This window comes from Vreelandella lutescens (genome assembly GCF_014640815.1).
In the GTDB taxonomy this organism is placed as follows: domain Bacteria; phylum Pseudomonadota; class Gammaproteobacteria; order Pseudomonadales; family Halomonadaceae; genus Vreelandella; species Vreelandella lutescens.
Genome location: NZ_BMHM01000008.1, coordinates 47,730 through 62,964, shown reverse-complemented (window position 1 = coordinate 62,964; position 15,235 = coordinate 47,730). Strand labels below are relative to the sequence as shown.

Annotated in this window: 13 protein-coding genes; 1 reads left to right on the top strand and 12 read right to left on the bottom strand. The window is 56.1% G+C overall.

Annotated elements, in window-relative coordinates:
- Positions 1 to 32: 32 nt before the first annotated feature.
- Positions 33 to 983 carry a thioredoxin-disulfide reductase gene (gene trxB, locus IEW65_RS16450; RefSeq protein WP_188640540.1) on the bottom strand — a complete coding sequence of 317 codons (951 nt, stop codon included), beginning with the start codon at positions 981 to 983 and terminating at the stop codon, positions 33 to 35.
- 224 nt (positions 984 to 1,207) lie between these two features.
- Here trxB and acnA point away from each other — a divergent pair, with 224 nt between their 5' ends.
- Positions 1,208 to 3,955, top strand: a complete 2,748-nt coding sequence (gene acnA / locus IEW65_RS16445) for an aconitate hydratase AcnA (protein WP_188640539.1) — start codon at positions 1,208 to 1,210, stop codon at positions 3,953 to 3,955.
- Positions 3,956 to 4,043: 88 nt separating this feature from the next.
- On the opposite strand, the gene IEW65_RS16440 is transcribed toward acnA, so the two are convergent.
- The 11 genes from IEW65_RS16440 to ileS all read right to left on the bottom strand — a co-directional run bounded on the left by IEW65_RS16440 (position 4,044) and on the right by ileS (position 15,231).
- Positions 4,044 to 5,723, bottom strand: coding sequence for an NAD-dependent malic enzyme (locus IEW65_RS16440; RefSeq protein WP_188640538.1), 1,680 nt, complete (start codon positions 5,721 to 5,723; stop codon positions 4,044 to 4,046).
- Between the two features lie 178 nt (positions 5,724 to 5,901).
- Complete coding sequence (locus tag IEW65_RS16435) at positions 5,902 to 7,113, bottom strand: YeeE/YedE family protein (RefSeq protein WP_188640537.1); 1,212 nt, start codon at positions 7,111 to 7,113, stop codon at positions 5,902 to 5,904.
- Positions 7,114 to 7,306: 193 nt separating this feature from the next.
- The gene (locus IEW65_RS16430; protein ID WP_188640536.1) at positions 7,307 to 8,329 is read right to left on the bottom strand and encodes a tryptophan--tRNA ligase; all 1,023 of its coding nucleotides are present in this window, start codon (positions 8,327 to 8,329) and stop codon (positions 7,307 to 7,309) included.
- Between the two features lie 49 nt (positions 8,330 to 8,378).
- Positions 8,379 to 8,876 carry a pilus assembly PilX family protein gene (locus tag IEW65_RS16425; RefSeq protein WP_188640535.1) on the bottom strand — a complete coding sequence of 166 codons (498 nt, stop codon included), beginning with the start codon at positions 8,874 to 8,876 and terminating at the stop codon, positions 8,379 to 8,381.
- Between the two features lie 71 nt (positions 8,877 to 8,947).
- Complete coding sequence (locus tag IEW65_RS16420; RefSeq protein WP_229755602.1) at positions 8,948 to 9,412, bottom strand: PilW family protein; 465 nt, start codon at positions 9,410 to 9,412, stop codon at positions 8,948 to 8,950.
- A gap of 20 nt (positions 9,413 to 9,432) precedes the next feature.
- On the bottom strand, positions 9,433 to 9,840 hold the full coding sequence (gene pilV / locus IEW65_RS16415; protein WP_188640534.1) for a type IV pilus modification protein PilV: 408 nt from the start codon (positions 9,838 to 9,840) through the stop codon (positions 9,433 to 9,435).
- On the bottom strand, positions 9,840 to 10,241 hold the full coding sequence (locus IEW65_RS16410) for a type IV pilin protein (RefSeq protein WP_268234739.1): 402 nt from the start codon (positions 10,239 to 10,241) through the stop codon (positions 9,840 to 9,842). Before IEW65_RS16410 ends, pilV begins: the two co-directional genes overlap by 1 nt.
- Positions 10,242 to 10,379: 138 nt before the next feature.
- The gene (gene ispH / locus IEW65_RS16405; RefSeq protein ID WP_188640533.1) at positions 10,380 to 11,360 is read right to left on the bottom strand and encodes a 4-hydroxy-3-methylbut-2-enyl diphosphate reductase; all 981 of its coding nucleotides are present in this window, start codon (positions 11,358 to 11,360) and stop codon (positions 10,380 to 10,382) included.
- 36 nt (positions 11,361 to 11,396) lie between these two features.
- Positions 11,397 to 11,840, bottom strand: a complete 444-nt coding sequence (gene fkpB / locus IEW65_RS16400; protein ID WP_188640532.1) for an FKBP-type peptidyl-prolyl cis-trans isomerase — start codon at positions 11,838 to 11,840, stop codon at positions 11,397 to 11,399.
- Between the two features lie 21 nt (positions 11,841 to 11,861).
- Positions 11,862 to 12,407, bottom strand: a complete 546-nt coding sequence (gene lspA, locus IEW65_RS16395; protein WP_188640531.1) for a signal peptidase II — start codon at positions 12,405 to 12,407, stop codon at positions 11,862 to 11,864.
- Positions 12,400 to 15,231 carry an isoleucine--tRNA ligase gene (ileS, locus tag IEW65_RS16390; RefSeq protein ID WP_188640530.1) on the bottom strand — a complete coding sequence of 944 codons (2,832 nt, stop codon included), beginning with the start codon at positions 15,229 to 15,231 and terminating at the stop codon, positions 12,400 to 12,402. Before ileS ends, lspA begins: the two co-directional genes overlap by 8 nt.
- Positions 15,232 to 15,235: the final 4 nt, after the last annotated feature.

The window sequence follows — 15,235 nt, the reverse complement described above, 5'->3', positions numbered from 1 at the left end:
CACAACCGATAGGTACAAGCGCAAAGAGCGTGTTACGCAATACCATCCAGATAGCGCTCAGCGTCCAGCGCCGCCATGCAGCCGCTACCTGCTGAGGTGATCGCCTGACGATAGATATGATCCATCACGTCGCCACAGGCAAAGACACCCGGCACACTCGTGGCCGTGGCATTGCCTTCAATGCCTGATTTCACTTTGATATAGCCGCCGTTCATCTCCAGCTGGCCCTCAAAGATACCGGTATTGGGGCTATGGCCGATGGCAATAAACAGGCCAGGAGCATGAATCTCTTTGGACGAGCCGTCTTTGGTGGACTTGACCCGAACGCCGGTCACACCGGTGTTATCGCCCAGCACTTCCTCGACTTCGTAGAACCACTCCAAAGCAATCTTGCCCGCCTCAGCTTTCTCGAAGAGTTTATCTTGCAGGATTTTTTCCGCGCGCAGCGTATCGCGGCGGTGCACTAAGGTAACCTTCGAGGCGATATTGGAGAGATACAGCGCCTCTTCCACGGCCGTGTTACCGCCACCCACCACAATCACTTCCTGATTACGGTAGAAAAAGCCATCGCAAGTGGCGCAGGCAGAAACGCCCTGGCCCATAAACTGCTGTTCGGTAGGCAGCCCTAAGTAACGTGCGCTCGCCCCCGTCGCAATGATCAACGCATCGCAGGTATAAATACCGCTATCACCTTTTAAGGTGTACGGTTTTTCACCTAAGCTGACCTCGTTGATATGATCAAACAGCACCTCGGTATTAAACCGCTCGGCGTGCTGCTTCATGCGCTCCATCAACTCAGGCCCTTGAACGCCTTCGGCATCGCCTGGCCAGTTATCCACGTCGGTTGTGGTGGTCAATTGGCCACCTGCCTGCATACCGGTAATCAGCAGCGGCTTTAAATTAGCCCGTGCCGCATACACCGCTGCGGTATACCCTGCAGGGCCGGAACCAAGAATAATCAAACGTTCATGACGCGTTTCCATGACACCACCTTTGTCACAATTGAGCAGATAACGTTGCAAGAGAGTCTGCCTGAAATGGCGTCAAGTACAAGCTATTACAAGGGTTAGCCTACGCTATTAGGCGAAGATGGCTTGAAAGGCCAGGGTGAAACACCCATGTGCTATTAATAAGCCATACTGTTGACTCGCCATACCAAAGAAAGCAGTGACCGTCGCGAAACGCCAAGCAATCAGAGGAGAATGGAATGAGCAAGATACCTAACACGCTTCATACCTTAGCGGCAGGAAGCCAAGAGTATCACTACTACAGCCTGCCCACGGCGGCTGAGACGCTAGGCAACATTGACCGACTGCCCAAAACACTCAAAATCCTGCTCGAAAACCAGCTGCGCTTCGCAGACGATGAAAGCGTCGAGCAAGAAGATATGCAGGCGCTGGTCGACTGGCAAAAAGAGGGTAAATCCAGCCGCGAAATCGGCTACCGCCCCGCCCGCGTTTTAATGCAAGATTTTACCGGCGTGCCTGGCGTGGTGGACCTCGCTTCCATGCGCGCGGCAGTGGAAAAACTGGGCGAAGACCCGGCCCGTATCAACCCGCTCTCCCCAGTGGACTTGGTGATTGACCACTCGGTAATGGTCGATAAGTTCGGCAACGCGGCGGCGTTCCAAGAAAACGTCGATATCGAAATGCAGCGCAACGGCGAGCGCTACGAGTTCCTGCGCTGGGGCCAAAAAGCCTTTGATAATTTCAGCGTTGTACCGCCCGGCACCGGCATCTGCCACCAGGTGAACCTCGAGTACTTGGGCCGCACGGTATGGACCAAAGAGGAAGATGGCAAGACCTTTGCCTACCCCGACACACTCGTGGGCACAGACTCCCATACCACCATGATTAACGGCCTGGGCGTACTGGGCTGGGGCGTAGGTGGCATTGAAGCGGAAGCCGCTATGCTGGGTCAGCCGGTCTCCATGCTGATTCCTGAAGTGATTGGCTTCAAGCTGACCGGCAAGCTGCAGGAAGGCATTACCGCCACCGACCTGGTACTCACCGTGACCGAAATGCTGCGCAAAAAAGGCGTGGTCGGTAAATTCGTTGAGTTTTATGGCGACGGCTTGAAAGATCTGCCGCTGGCGGACCGCGCCACCATTGCCAACATGGCCCCCGAATACGGCGCTACCTGCGGCTTCTTCCCAGTAGATGACGAGACCCTCAACTACCTGCGCTTAACAGGCCGCGAAGATAATCACATTGCGCTTGTCGAAGCGTATAGCAAGGCCCAGGGCCTATGGCGTGAACCGGGCGACGAGCCTGTCTTCACGGATACGCTCAGCTTGGATATGAACACGGTAGAAGCCAGCCTAGCCGGCCCTAAACGCCCGCAGGACCGCGTAGCCCTTAAAGATATGGCGAGCGCTTTTAGCAGCTTCATGGAAGAAGATGGCAAGGCGCTGCCTACTACGGAGAAAGGCAAGCTGACCTCCGAAGGTGGTCAAACCGCCGTGGGTATTGAGCGCAGCTACGAGCATGATTTCAAACACAGCGATAGCCAAACGGTCACCATGGGCGAGCAGGACTTTAGCCTAGACCCCGGAGCAGTGGTCATCGCAGCCATTACCTCGTGTACTAACACCTCTAACCCAAGTGTGATGATGGCGGCTGGCCTGCTGGCCCGCAACGCCCGCGAGAAAGGCTTAACCACCAAGCCCTGGGTGAAAACATCGCTGGCCCCCGGCTCCAAAGTCGTCACCGACTACTTGGCTGCTGCCAGTCTCAATGATGACCTAGATGCCCTGGGCTTTAACCTCGTGGGCTACGGCTGCACTACCTGTATCGGTAACTCTGGCCCGCTGCCGGAAGAGATTGAAAAAGCCGTCAACAGTGGCGACCTCACCGTGGCATCGGTGCTCTCTGGCAACCGCAACTTTGAAGGCCGTGTGCACCCGCTGGTCAAAACCAACTGGCTGGCATCACCGCCCTTAGTCGTCGCCTACGCCTTGGCAGGCAATGTTCAGTGCAACTTAACCACCGACCCACTCGGCCACGACAGCGACGGCAACCCGGTTTACCTGAAAGACATCTGGCCTTCGCAGGCAGATATCGCTAGCGCCGTCGAAAAGGTCAACACCGAGATGTTCCGCAAGGAGTACGGCGCGGTCTTTGAAGGCGACGACACATGGAAGGCCATCAAGGTACCAGAAGGCAAAGTCTACGAGTGGCCGGAATCGACCTACATCCAGCACCCGCCTTTCTTTGAAGGCATGCAGCGGGAGCCGGACGCCATTGAAGACGTGAAGAACGCCCGCGTACTGGCGATGCTCGGCGACTCGGTCACCACCGACCACATTTCACCCGCAGGCTCTATCAAGCCAGATAGCCCCGCCGGGCGCTATCTGCAAGAGCACGGCGTGAAACCGGTCGACTTCAACTCCTACGGTTCACGCCGGGGTAACCATGAAGTGATGATGCGCGGCACCTTTGCCAACGTTCGCATTAAAAACGAGATGCTCGACGGCGTTGTTGGCGGTGAAACCCGCCACGTGCCGAGCGGTGAGCAGATGGCGATTTACGATGCCGCCATGAAATACAAAGAGGAAGGCACGCCGCTGGTGGTGATTGCGGGCAAAGAGTACGGCACTGGCTCCTCGCGGGACTGGGCGGCTAAAGGCACGCGCTTACTCGGCGTGCGCGCAGTGATTGCCGAATCCTTCGAGCGTATTCACCGCTCCAACCTGATCGGTATGGGCGTGGTGCCGCTGCAGTTCCCAGAAGGCGAAAGCCGTGAAAGCTTAGGGTTAACGGGGGATGAAGAGATCTCGATTGCCGGTTTAAGCGACTTAAGCCCCGGCGGTACCGTGCAAGTCGTGATCAAAAATAGCGACGGCGAGCGTACCGTTGATGCCAAGTGCCGAATTGATACCGTCAATGAGCTGGCTTACTACCGCCACGGTGGTATCCTCCACTACGTGCTGCGCAAAATGATCGGCGCAGCCTAAAGGAACGACCTATTCATAGGTACTACCTACCAATGCTTGCATCGCCCCCACCCTGGTGGGGGCTTTTTTTTGCTCGCATCAACCGTGATTAGAAAGCACGACGACGGTAGAAACGGTATTCCGGCGACCAGCAGGCAGACTCGATACGCTCACGCAGCACGGTGCCGCTGGTTTTCAATGCAACGCCATTTTGCTGTGCCTGGGCCGCCACCTCAAAGGCAATCGACTTGCTGATATCACGAATCCGCGACAGCGGCGGCAGCAGTGCGCCTTTGCCCTCTTTCACCAGCGGCGCTTCACGGGCCAGCGCCCGCGAGGCGCTCATCAGCATTTCATCGGTGACGCGGTTAGCATTGGCTGCAATCACACCTAGACCGATGCCCGGGAAGATATAAGCATTGTTGCACTGGGCAATCGGATACGTACGGCCGTTATAGACTACCGGTGCGAACGGGCTGCCGGTGGCTACCAGCGCTTGGCCATCTGTCCAGCGAATCACGTCTTCTGGCACTGCTTCTGCCTGCGAGGTGGGGTTGGAGAGCGGCATAATCACCGGATGCTCGCAGCCTGCGTGCATGGTACGCACCACCTGCTCGGTGAAGATGCCGCGCTGGCCGCACACACCAATCAGAATGGTAGGCTTCATGTTAGCAATGGTCTCTTCCAGCCCTTGGCCGTTCCACCCCGCGACTAACGCTGGGTCGTGGGCTAAACGGCGCTGGAAATCACGCTGCCACGCCTGATCCGTGGTCATTAGCCCTTCGCGGTCGACAATAAAGATACGCGCCCGCGCTTCGGCTTCAGTGAGGCCTTCAGCTTCCATCGCGACAACGACCTGCTCGGCAATACCACAGCCTGCAGAGCCGCCGCCCACAAACACCACGCGCTGCTGGGCAATCGTCTCTTCACGGGCCTGACAGGCCGCCATCAGAGTGCCTACCACCACAGACGCCGTGCCCTGCACATCATCATTGAAGCAGCACAGCTCATTCCGGTAGCGCTCCAGCAGCGGTACCGCGTTGGCCTGGGCAAAATCCTCAAACTGCAACAACACGTTGGGCCAACGACGCTTCACAGCGCAGATAAACTCCGCCATAAAGGCGTCGTACTCTTCTTGGCCAACCCGCTCATGACGCCAGCCCATGTACATGGGATCATCTAACAACGCCTGATTGTTGGTGCCTACGTCGATCATGATCGGCAGCGTATACGCCGGGCTAATCCCGCCGCATGCGGTATAAAGCGCCAGCTTCCCGATGGGAATGCCCATCCCGCCAATGCCCTGGTCACCCAAGCCCAAAATACGCTCGCCATCGGTGACAACGATCACTTTGACATTATCTTTGGTGGCGCTACGCAGGATGTCGTCCATATGCTCGCGGTCCGGGTAGCTAATGAACAGCCCCCGGTGATTGCGGTAAATATTGGAAAACTCCTGGCACGCCTGGCCGACCGTGGGCGTGTAGATAATCGGCAGCATCTCTTCCAAATGCTCTGACACAAGCCGGAAATAGAGCGTTTCGTTATCGTCTTGAATGGCGCGCAGATGAATATGGCGCTCTAAGTCGCTATGGCACTGCTGGTACTGGCGATAAACCCGTTCCAACTGGTCGTCAATCGTTTCTACCTTTTGCGGCAATAGCCCTATCAGGTTAAACGCTAGCCGCTCCTCCTGAGTAAACGCGCTGCCTTTGTTCAATAGCGGCATTTCAAGTAAAGAAGGACCGGCGTAAGGAATATATAAGGGGCGTTTACTCGTCGTAGACATAGGCACTCTCTTTTTATGTCAATTGCTGTTGCAATGCAGCAACGCTGGGCGTTGGCGGCGTTTGAGCGTAATGTAACATGCTAGTACGACAAAGGTGGAAGAGACATAAATAATGAGCATAAAAAAAGCGTCTCGGCATTCGCCAAGACGCTTTTAAGAAGCGGTTTAGGTCAGCTTTTTAGCAGCTTTTCGCGACTGGTTTGCGCCCTTCTTCACCCTCAAAGAAGAACGGACGCAGCTTAACGCCCACCATATTGCCGCCAAAGGCAGCGACCATCCACACCCAGCCGTGCAGGCTGCCTGATGCAATACCGCTAAAGTAAGCGCCAATATTGCAGCCAAAGGCTAAGCGCGCGCCGTAACCGAGCATGATGCCGCCAATCACCGCCGCTAATACCGATTTCAGCGGGATACGGAAATTAGGTGCAAAACGCCCCGCCAAGCTCGACGCAGCTAACGCACCCAGCATAATGCCAACGTTCATCACCGTGGTGATGTCACTCCACACGCTAGCTTCTAAAGCGGCCGCATTGCCGGGGGCTTGCCAGTAGCCCCACTGGCTTACATCGCCCCCCACCAGCTCAAAGCTTTTAGCACCCCACAGCGCAAACGCCGAGGTAATCCCCCACGGGCGGCCTGCCAATGCCAGGGTGGCAAAGTTCAGCAGCGCCAGCGCTACCGCACCGGCTACCAGCGGCCACGGGCCCGATAACCAGCGTTCCGTGCCCGGCTTATCCACCATTGGGGCCTGCTCTAGGTGGCCATGGCGGCGCTTTTCCATAATCACTGTAAAGGCGGCAATCACCGCAAATAGCACCAAACTAATGCCGATCCCCCCACCCACACCGGCCACATTGACCAGCGATACCGGTTGAAAAGCAGGTAAGCTTTGCCACCACGTAAAATGAGCAGAACCAATCACCGAACCCACAATAAAGAACACCAGCGTAATCAGCATGCGTGCATTGCCGCCGCCCGCGGTAAACAGCGTGCCCGACGCACAGCCGCCGCCTAGCTGCATACCAATACCAAAGATAAAGGCACCAAACAGCACTGAGATACCGATAGGAGACACAAACCCTGTGACCGGTGTACCAAACAAGGTGCCAGCCCCTAAGGCCGGAAAAAACAGCACCACCGCAATCGCCAGCATCACCATTTGCGCCCGCAGCCCACGCCCACGGCGCTCGGTAATAAAGACCCGCCACGCCGCCGTAAAGCCAAATGCCGCATGGTAAAGCACCATGCCCAGCAGCCCACCCACAATCATCAGCAAGCCGATGTTGGCGCTGAACAGCACGCCAATGATGAGCGCGCCCAGCACAATGGCCGCCGTCGCTATAAGGGGCACACGATAGTTGATCGGTGCCGCTGTTGAGGTTGTCGCCATAACTCACCTTTAAGAAACACCAAAAGCGCCTGATAACAGAAGGCGCTTGGCTAAGTTAGACACACGCTCTAGGAAAGAAGCGTTTGGACAAGAGTGCTTATACCGCCACCCTTATACAGTAATTATAAGCCTAACGTTGGTCGTAGAACGCTGGAAATTCTTTATTCAGCGGTTCTTATGCTTTTAACGAATATTACACAAAGCGCCCAAGACCAACAGCGGAGCGAAGACGGTCCATCGTCACGGCCGCCTCTTCACGTGCGCGCTCGGCCCCCTTCTGAAGCACCGCTTCAATGTGAGCGGGGTCTTCCATCAGTGCGTTGTAGCGCTCACGGGGAGCACTCAGATGGGCATTGAGATATTCAAATACGCGATCCTTTGCTTCCCCCCAGCCAATCCCTTCCGCGTATTGCTGACGCATATTTGCCGTTTCAGAGTCACTCGCGAAGGCTGAGAAAATCTGGAACAGCGTACAGGTGTCTGGGTCTTTGGGCTCACCAGGTTCCAACGAGTTAGTTTTGATTTTACGCACCAGCTTCTGCAGCTTTTTATCACTCACAAACAGCGGGATCGTATTGTTGTAGCTCTTGGACATCTTGCGGCCATCCAAGCCTTTCAACACTTCGACCTTTTCGTTGACCACGGCTTCTGGCTGAGTGAAATATTGGCCTTTGAACAAGTGGTTAAAGCGGCCGGCAATGTCGCGCGCCATTTCGATATGTTGAATCTGATCGCGGCCCACCGGTACTTTATTGGCGTTGAACATCAATATATCGGCAGCCATCAGCACCGGGTAACCAAACAGCCCCATGGTGATGCCTTTATCTGGGTCTTGATCACCTGCTTCTTCGTTCTCAGCCACGGCGGCTTTGTAGGCGTGGGCGCGGTTCATCAGCCCTTTAGCGCATACGCAGGAGAGCATCCACATGAGCTCTGGGATCTCGATAATATCCGACTGACGGTAGAAAATGGCGTTGTCGGTATCCAGGCCAAGCGCCAGCCACGTTGCAGCGATCTCCAAACGGGAAGCTTGAACACGCTTAGGGTCTTGGCACTTGATCAGCGCATGATAGTCGGCAAGGAAATAGAACGATTGAACGTTCGGGTCTTGGCTTGCCTCAATAGCGGGCTTAATAGCACCGACATAGTTACCCAGGTGCGGCGTTCCGGTGGTGGTAATCCCGGTCAGCACACGGGTTTTGGCTGTCTGACTCATGATCTGGATCCAACTGAATAAAGGTCAAAAACGATACGCTATTGTACGCTTATTGCCAAACCACTGCTGTTTTAGTTGCTAATTCAGTTTCTGGCTCAGCGCCTAACCCAGTATCTACCTCAGCCACGTCTTCTAGCCTTACAAACAGTGGCCAGCTTTGTGCGATTACCGTCGCATCATTCACAAGTATCGCGCCCAGCGCCATCACCCACGGTTCGCTTTGGTACATAACGGGAAGATAAAAACAGGCATTTTGAGGGCAATGGTGAGCAACTCGCGTTGCCTTGGGATGGTTAGCGTAGTCATTAAAGCTAACCGATTGAGAGGTATCAATCGTGGGTACTCCCTCCCAATTGAGCACGTCGAATTCCGCTAACCCAGCAGAGGCGGCCATTTCCGCGCGCATTTGTGCCTGAGTGGCGGCACGAAAATTACCTGCTAACCGCTCATCCACCAGTGCCGTTTGCATGCCCATCATCGCCATCACTAAAGCGCTGGCTAGCAGCACCATTACAATGACTAATGCCGCGCCCTGCTGCTTTCTCAAGGGCTGTTTTCTCAATGTCTGCTTTCTCAATACCTGCCTTCTCAACGCTTCGCCCTCCGTGGCTAATCATGCTATGGGGAAAACAGCGCTGCCCGATGGGTTACATAAAAGCCAAGATCACGCCCACCGGGGCCTAATGGCAGGGTAACGAGGCTTTCTGCTCCGTCAGATGTGCCACTCCCAATCGGCTCATCGCGCACGCAGGCTGGCGAGTCAGGAATCGAGAAATTGACTAACGGCTGGGCGCGCGACATATCCTGGAGAGTGCATCGGCATGCCTCTTCCACGCTGTCGCAACGCAGGTGATAAAACGCCTCTCCCGCCTCATCATAAGGGCCATGCTGGCGAAGCGTCTGTGTAATCGTAGACACTGCAAAAATCAGTGCTTCCTGCTGTCGGCTTAATGCATCTACATGGCGGGTGGTTTGCAGCGTGCCCAGAAACAGCTGGCCTGCGCCGATCACGATAAGCAGTCCCATCGCCATGGCGACCATCACTTCGGTTAAGGTAAAGCCGTACTGCCTCTCCATTGGCATTGAACGTCCCTCTCACAGCGTTAAAGCGGCAATAAAAACGGATAGTCGATTGAGATACCACTCTCTTCATGGGGTGTATCAAGATGTACCGATACCGAAAACTGACACCCTGAACGAGTCATCACACTCTTTGCAGCATTGCCACTGGGTATGAGCGGACGCTCTGCGCCTGAAAACCAAGCATCACGCCATTCACTCTCAATCGCGCCAAGCGGGATATCCTGACAGCGTTCAACCTGCTGTACCGCTGCCCAAATACGCTCTTGCGCATCCAAGGCAGCGACGCTGACAAGGGATTGCTGGTAACCGCTATGAGCGCTTTGCATCGCTTTCAATTGCATGGCCGCCACGCTAATGACGCCTAACGATAGAATCACGAGCGCCACGAGTGCCTCAACCAGTGAAAAGCCTTGCTGACGGCCTCTCATTACCAGCACGCCACCGGCATGCGCTCACCGCGGGCGTTGAATTGAATACCGCTGTCACATCCATCGGTTTGGGTCGTGGTTGCTGTCAGAATAAAGCCACCGTCATTACTATCCCCCGCCGCTGCAGTGATCGCGTAATTGCCATCAGGCGACGTCGTGGTAATAGCACAGCCGGTATAGTTGTATTGGCGGGAGTAGCAGCGCTCCATTTCGGAAGCGGCTTGTAGCAAGCCCGCGTGCGCATCGGTACGCAGCGAGCGTTCTACATAGCGGGTATAACTGGGGTAGGCGATGCCAGCGACAATGCCAATAATGGCAACGGCAATCAGCATTTCAATCAGCGTAAAGCCTTGCTGGCGAGTCTCCTGCGCGCCAGCAAGGTGTAATGAGTGGTCAGGCACCGAGTCTGCTCCTGTATCGGTTAAACCATACTTCGAGTATGTCGGAAACCGATACGCATTGCATCACTCACTTACATCTATTCACTCACGCTATTTCACTGGTGCCCGTTTCAGCATATCCATGACCGCAATGATGCTTTACTCACTAACAATCACGCGCTCGCGCAGCTCTCTTGGCATCGAGAACGTAATATTTTCTTCACGCCCCTGCAGCTCGATAGGTGCTTCTGCCCCGAGTGCTTGCAGCTGATCAATGACGCCTTTTACCAGCACTTCGGGGGCACTCGCGCCCGCCGTCACGCCGATGCGGCTAACGCCTGTTAACCAGGAGGACTCAATTTGCTCCGCGTTATCAATTAAATACGCAGGTGTGCCCATCCGTTCCGAGAGCTCACGTAGGCGGTTGGAGTTCGAGCTGTTGGGGCTACCGACGACCAGCACTAAGTCGCTATCTGCTGCCAGTTCTCGCACCGCATCCTGGCGGTTTTGGGTAGCGTAGCAAATATCGTCTTTGCGCGGCCCTTGAATCTCAGGGAATTTATCCCGCAGCGCGTCGATTACCTTAGCGGTGTCATCCATGGAAAGCGTGGTCTGGGTCACGAATGCAAGCGCCGAAGGGTCGTTCACCACCAAGTTGGCCACGTCCTGCTCATCTTCCACCAGATAAATCTTGCCGCCATGGGAGGTATCGTAGCGCCCCATGGTGCCTTCTACTTCCGGGTGGCCTTCGTGGCCAATCAGAATGCACTCTTGTCCACGCTTTGCGTAGCGAAGCACTTCCATGTGCACTTTGGTGACCAGTGGGCAGGTGGCATCAAACACTTTCAGGCCACGCTGCTCGGCATCTTGCTGCACCGCACGAGAAACGCCGTGGGCAGAGAAGATGACGATCACATCGTCGGGCACTTCGTGAAGCTCTTCCACGAAGACAGCACCGCGCTCACGCAGGGTTTCCACCACAAAGCGGTTGTGCACCACTTCATGACGAACGTAAATGGGCGGGCCGAAGACATCCAACGCGCGGTTGACGATATCGATCGCGCGGTCAACACCCGCACAAAACCCGCGCGGGTTGGCTAGCTTGATCTGTACGGGCTGAGATGACTCTGATGACTGCATAAAAGCGCCTTGATGCAACCTGCATCGCTCAGGAAATTAGTGTGTGGTAACCGGCGTGACGTTGAGCACTTCAACCTCAAACGTCAATGTACGCCCTGCCAGCGGATGGTTGAAGTCCACTTCCACGCGGTCACCGTCAATGGTTTTGACCATGCCTGGCAATTCCGTTCCAGCTTTGTCGGCAAACGACATGACCATGCCGATTTCAGGCGCTTCATCGCCAAAGTCTGCCCGCTTTAAGGTCTGAATATTCTGCGGGTTGTGCTGGCCAAATGCGTGCTCGGGGGTAACCTGAAATGACCCGCTTTGGCCTGCCGCCATGCCTTTGATGGGGTGCTCGAAACCCGGCGGCAGGTTGCCATCGCCATACTGAAACGTGGCTGGGGCTTTCTCTTTAGTGGAATCAACCACCGTGCCATCTTCCAGCTTCAGCGTGAAGTGCAGGGTAATTTCCATACCGTCGTCAATTAGGTAATCCATGGTGCCTCACTCATTGGCATGTTAAGAAGAGGGTGACTGCGCGGCTTTTTTACGCCGCCGCTCGCCCATAATCGATTCCCAAATTAAGCCCACGGCCCCCAGGGTAATGCCGATATCCGCCACGTTAAAGGCGGGGTAGTACCAGCCTGCCGCATGGAAGGAGAGAAAATCCACCACGTAACCATGAATTAAGCGGTCATATAGGTTACCCAGTGCGCCACCGATAATGAGCGGCAGGGCAATGGCGAGCAGTTTTTCATCTGCACGAATACGGGACAGCCACACGGTGAGGCCAATGCTGGCACCAATAGCAATCGCCGCAAAGAACCAACGTTGCCAGCCGGGGTGATCTGCTAAAAAGCTAAACGCCGCCCCGGTATTGTGCAGTAGCGTGAGGTTGAAGAACGGCAACACTTCAACCGGCTGTGCATAACTTAAATAGTGGCTGGCCACGTATTTTGTCGCGAGATCTAACACAATGACGGCGACGGCTAGCCATAGCCAGCGCAGTGGCCGCCGCATGGGCGGCCACTGAGAGGCATTCGTTGCTGGGGAAGGATTAGGCATAGTAACGAATCTCACCGCTGCCTTCGGGTAAATTGCTTACACAGCGGCAACACAGGTCAGGGTGCTCGGCAACGCTGCCCACATCCGCCCGATGGTGCCAGCAGCGCTCGCACTTGGCATGTTCACTGGCCCTTACCGCTACTTTCAAACCTTCAAGCTCGGTGCTTTCAGCATTGGCGGCGTCGGCCAGCGGAGCCAAGTGTACTTCGCTGGTGAGTATCACAAAGCGCAGCTCGTCGCCTAGTTTCGCCAGCGTCGCGTGCAGCTCATCATTGACGAACAGCGTCACTTCCGCTGCCAGGCTGCCCTTGATCACTTTGGCGTTACGGGCGTCTTCCAGGCATTTGTTCACCGAGTGCTTCACTTCCAGCACCTGTTCCCAGAACGCGCGGCCCATATCGGCACCTTCATCCAGCGTGGAAAGACCAGTGTAGTAGGTCTCCAGCAGCACGCTATCGCCACGCTCGCCGGGGATATGTTCAAAGATCTCCTCGGCGGTGAAGGAGAGAATCGGCGCGACCCAGCGGCTCAGTGCTTCCACCACGTGATAAAGCGCGGTTTGCGCGCTGCGGCGGGCCAGCGAGTCGGTTTGAGTGGTGTACTGACGATCCTTGATCACGTCCAAGTAGAAGCCGCCCAGCTCCCGCGCGCAGAAACCGTGTACTTGCTGGTACACATCCAGGAAGCGGTACTCCTCGTAGGCGGTTTCGATGCGGTCTTGGAGCTGTGCGGCACGATCCACCACCCACTGATCCAGCGCCAGCATATCTCCAAACGCCACTTGGTCCCGCTTGGGATCAAAGCCGTTCAGGTTGGAAAGCAGGAAGCGCGCGGTGTTGCGGATACGGCGGTACACATCGGCAGTGCGTTTGAGGATTTCATCCGAGACGGCCATTTCGCCGGAGTAGTCGGTAGACGCTACCCACAGGCGCAGGATATCGGCGCCCAGCTTATCCATCACGCTTTGCGGTGCGACCACGTTACCGATGGACTTAGACATCTTGCGGCCCTGGGCATCCACCGTGAAGCCGTGGGTCAACAGCTGACGATACGGGGCATGGCCATCAATCGCCGCGCCGGTGAGCAGTGAAGAGTGGAACCAACCACGGTGCTGATCAGAACCTTCCAGGTACAAGTCGGCGCGCGGGCCACTTTCATGGCCGTGGGGGTGCGAGCCGCGCAGCACGTGGCGGTGGGTAGTGCCCGAGTCGAACCACACGTCCAGCGTATCGGTGACTTTTTCGTAGTCTGCGGCCTCTGCGCCAAGCAGCTCGGAGGGTTCGAGCTTGAACCACGCCTCAATGCCCTCTTGCTCCACGCGCTTGGCGGCTTCTTCCATCAGCGACACGGTGTTCGGGTGCAGCTCACCGGTTTGCTTATGCAGGAAGAACGGAATCGGCACGCCCCAGTTACGCTGGCGAGAGATACACCAATCCGGGCGGTTGGCGATCATGCTGTGCAGGCGCGCTTGCCCCCAAGCAGGAGTAAACTCGGTCGCTTCGATACCGGCCAGCGCACGCTCGCGCAGGGTTTTGCCATCTTTACCCTGAATATCCATACCCACAAACCACTGGGCCGTGGCGCGGTAGATCACCGGCGTTTTGTGACGCCAGCAGTGCATGTAGCTGTGCTTAATAGGCGTATGCGCCATCAGCGCGTTTACGTCACGCAGCTTCTCGATGATGTTCGGGTTGGCTTTCCAAATCATCTGGCCGCCGAAGAACGGCAGGTCATCGGCATAAACGCCGTTGCCCTGCACGGGGTTCAGCATGTCGTCAAAGCTCATGCCGTGCTCACGGCAGGTAACAAAGTCATCCATACCGTAAGAAGGGGCAGAGTGAACGATACCGGTACTGCCGACTTCAGACTCCACGTAATCCGCCAGATAAACCGGCGAGAGGCGGTCGTAGAACGGGTGGCGGAAATTGATCAGGTCCAGGTTTTTGCCCTGAGTCGTCGCTACCACCTCGCCTTGTAAACCAAAACGTTCCAGGCAGCTCTCGACCAGCTCTTCGGCCAGCAGCAGCAGGCGCTCGCCGGTATCCACCAGCGCATAGGTAAAGTCGGGGTGAGCGTTTAACGCCTGGTTGGCAGGAATGGTCCACGGCGTGGTGGTCCAGATCACCACGGCGGCGGGCTTTGACAGTTCGCTTAAGCCAAACGCTGCCGCCAGCTTGTCGGCGTCTTCTACGGGGAAAGCAACGTCGATGGCGTCAGATTTTTTATCAGCGTACTCCACTTCCGCCTCGGCCAGCGCCGAGCCACAGTCGAAACACCAGTTGACCGGCTTCAGGCCTTTGAAGACGTAGCCTGCTTCGACCATATCCGCCAGAGCGCGGATCTCGCCCGCTTCGTTGGCGTAATCCATGGAGCGATACGGGTGATCCCAATCACCGATGATGCCCAGGCGCACAAAATCCACCAACTGGGTTTCGATCTGGGCACCGGCGTACTCACGGCACAGCTCGCGGGCTTTATCGGCCGGAAGGTGCTTGCCGTGGGTGGTCTCTACCTTGTGCTCAATGGGTAGGCCGTGGCAGTCCCAACCCGGCACGTAGGGCGCATCAAAGCCCGCCAGGTTTTTGGACTTAACGATAATATCTTTGAGAATTTTATTAACGGCGTGACCGATATGGATACTGCCGTTGGCGTAGGGAGGGCCATCGTGCAGTACAAACAGCGGCGCACCCGCACGGGCTTCGCGCAGGCGCTGGTACAGGTTCATGTCCTGCCACTGGGAAACGCGCCCTGGCTCCTGCTTCGGCAGCATGCCGCGCATAGGAAAGTCGGTTTCTGGCAGGTTTAGCGTTTGCTTATAGTCCATAGTC

Coding starts and splice junctions, on each gene's coding strand:
- trxB (WP_188640540.1), bottom strand. CDS start 983: ATGGAAACGCGTCATGAACGTTTGATTATTCTTGGTTCCGGCCCTGCA.
- acnA (WP_188640539.1), top strand. CDS start 1,208: ATGAGCAAGATACCTAACACGCTTCATACCTTAGCGGCAGGAAGCCAA.
- IEW65_RS16440 (WP_188640538.1), bottom strand. CDS start 5,723: ATGTCTACGACGAGTAAACGCCCCTTATATATTCCTTACGCCGGTCCT.
- IEW65_RS16435 (WP_188640537.1), bottom strand. CDS start 7,113: ATGGCGACAACCTCAACAGCGGCACCGATCAACTATCGTGTGCCCCTT.
- IEW65_RS16430 (WP_188640536.1), bottom strand. CDS start 8,329: ATGAGTCAGACAGCCAAAACCCGTGTGCTGACCGGGATTACCACCACC.
- IEW65_RS16420 (WP_229755602.1), bottom strand. CDS start 9,412: ATGCCAATGGAGAGGCAGTACGGCTTTACCTTAACCGAAGTGATGGTC.
- pilV (WP_188640534.1), bottom strand. CDS start 9,840: ATGAGAGGCCGTCAGCAAGGCTTTTCACTGGTTGAGGCACTCGTGGCG.
- ispH (WP_188640533.1), bottom strand. CDS start 11,360: ATGCAGTCATCAGAGTCATCTCAGCCCGTACAGATCAAGCTAGCCAAC.
- fkpB (WP_188640532.1), bottom strand. CDS start 11,840: ATGGATTACCTAATTGACGACGGTATGGAAATTACCCTGCACTTCACG.
- lspA (WP_188640531.1), bottom strand. CDS start 12,407: ATGCCTAATCCTTCCCCAGCAACGAATGCCTCTCAGTGGCCGCCCATG.
- ileS (WP_188640530.1), bottom strand. CDS start 15,231: ATGGACTATAAGCAAACGCTAAACCTGCCAGAAACCGACTTTCCTATG.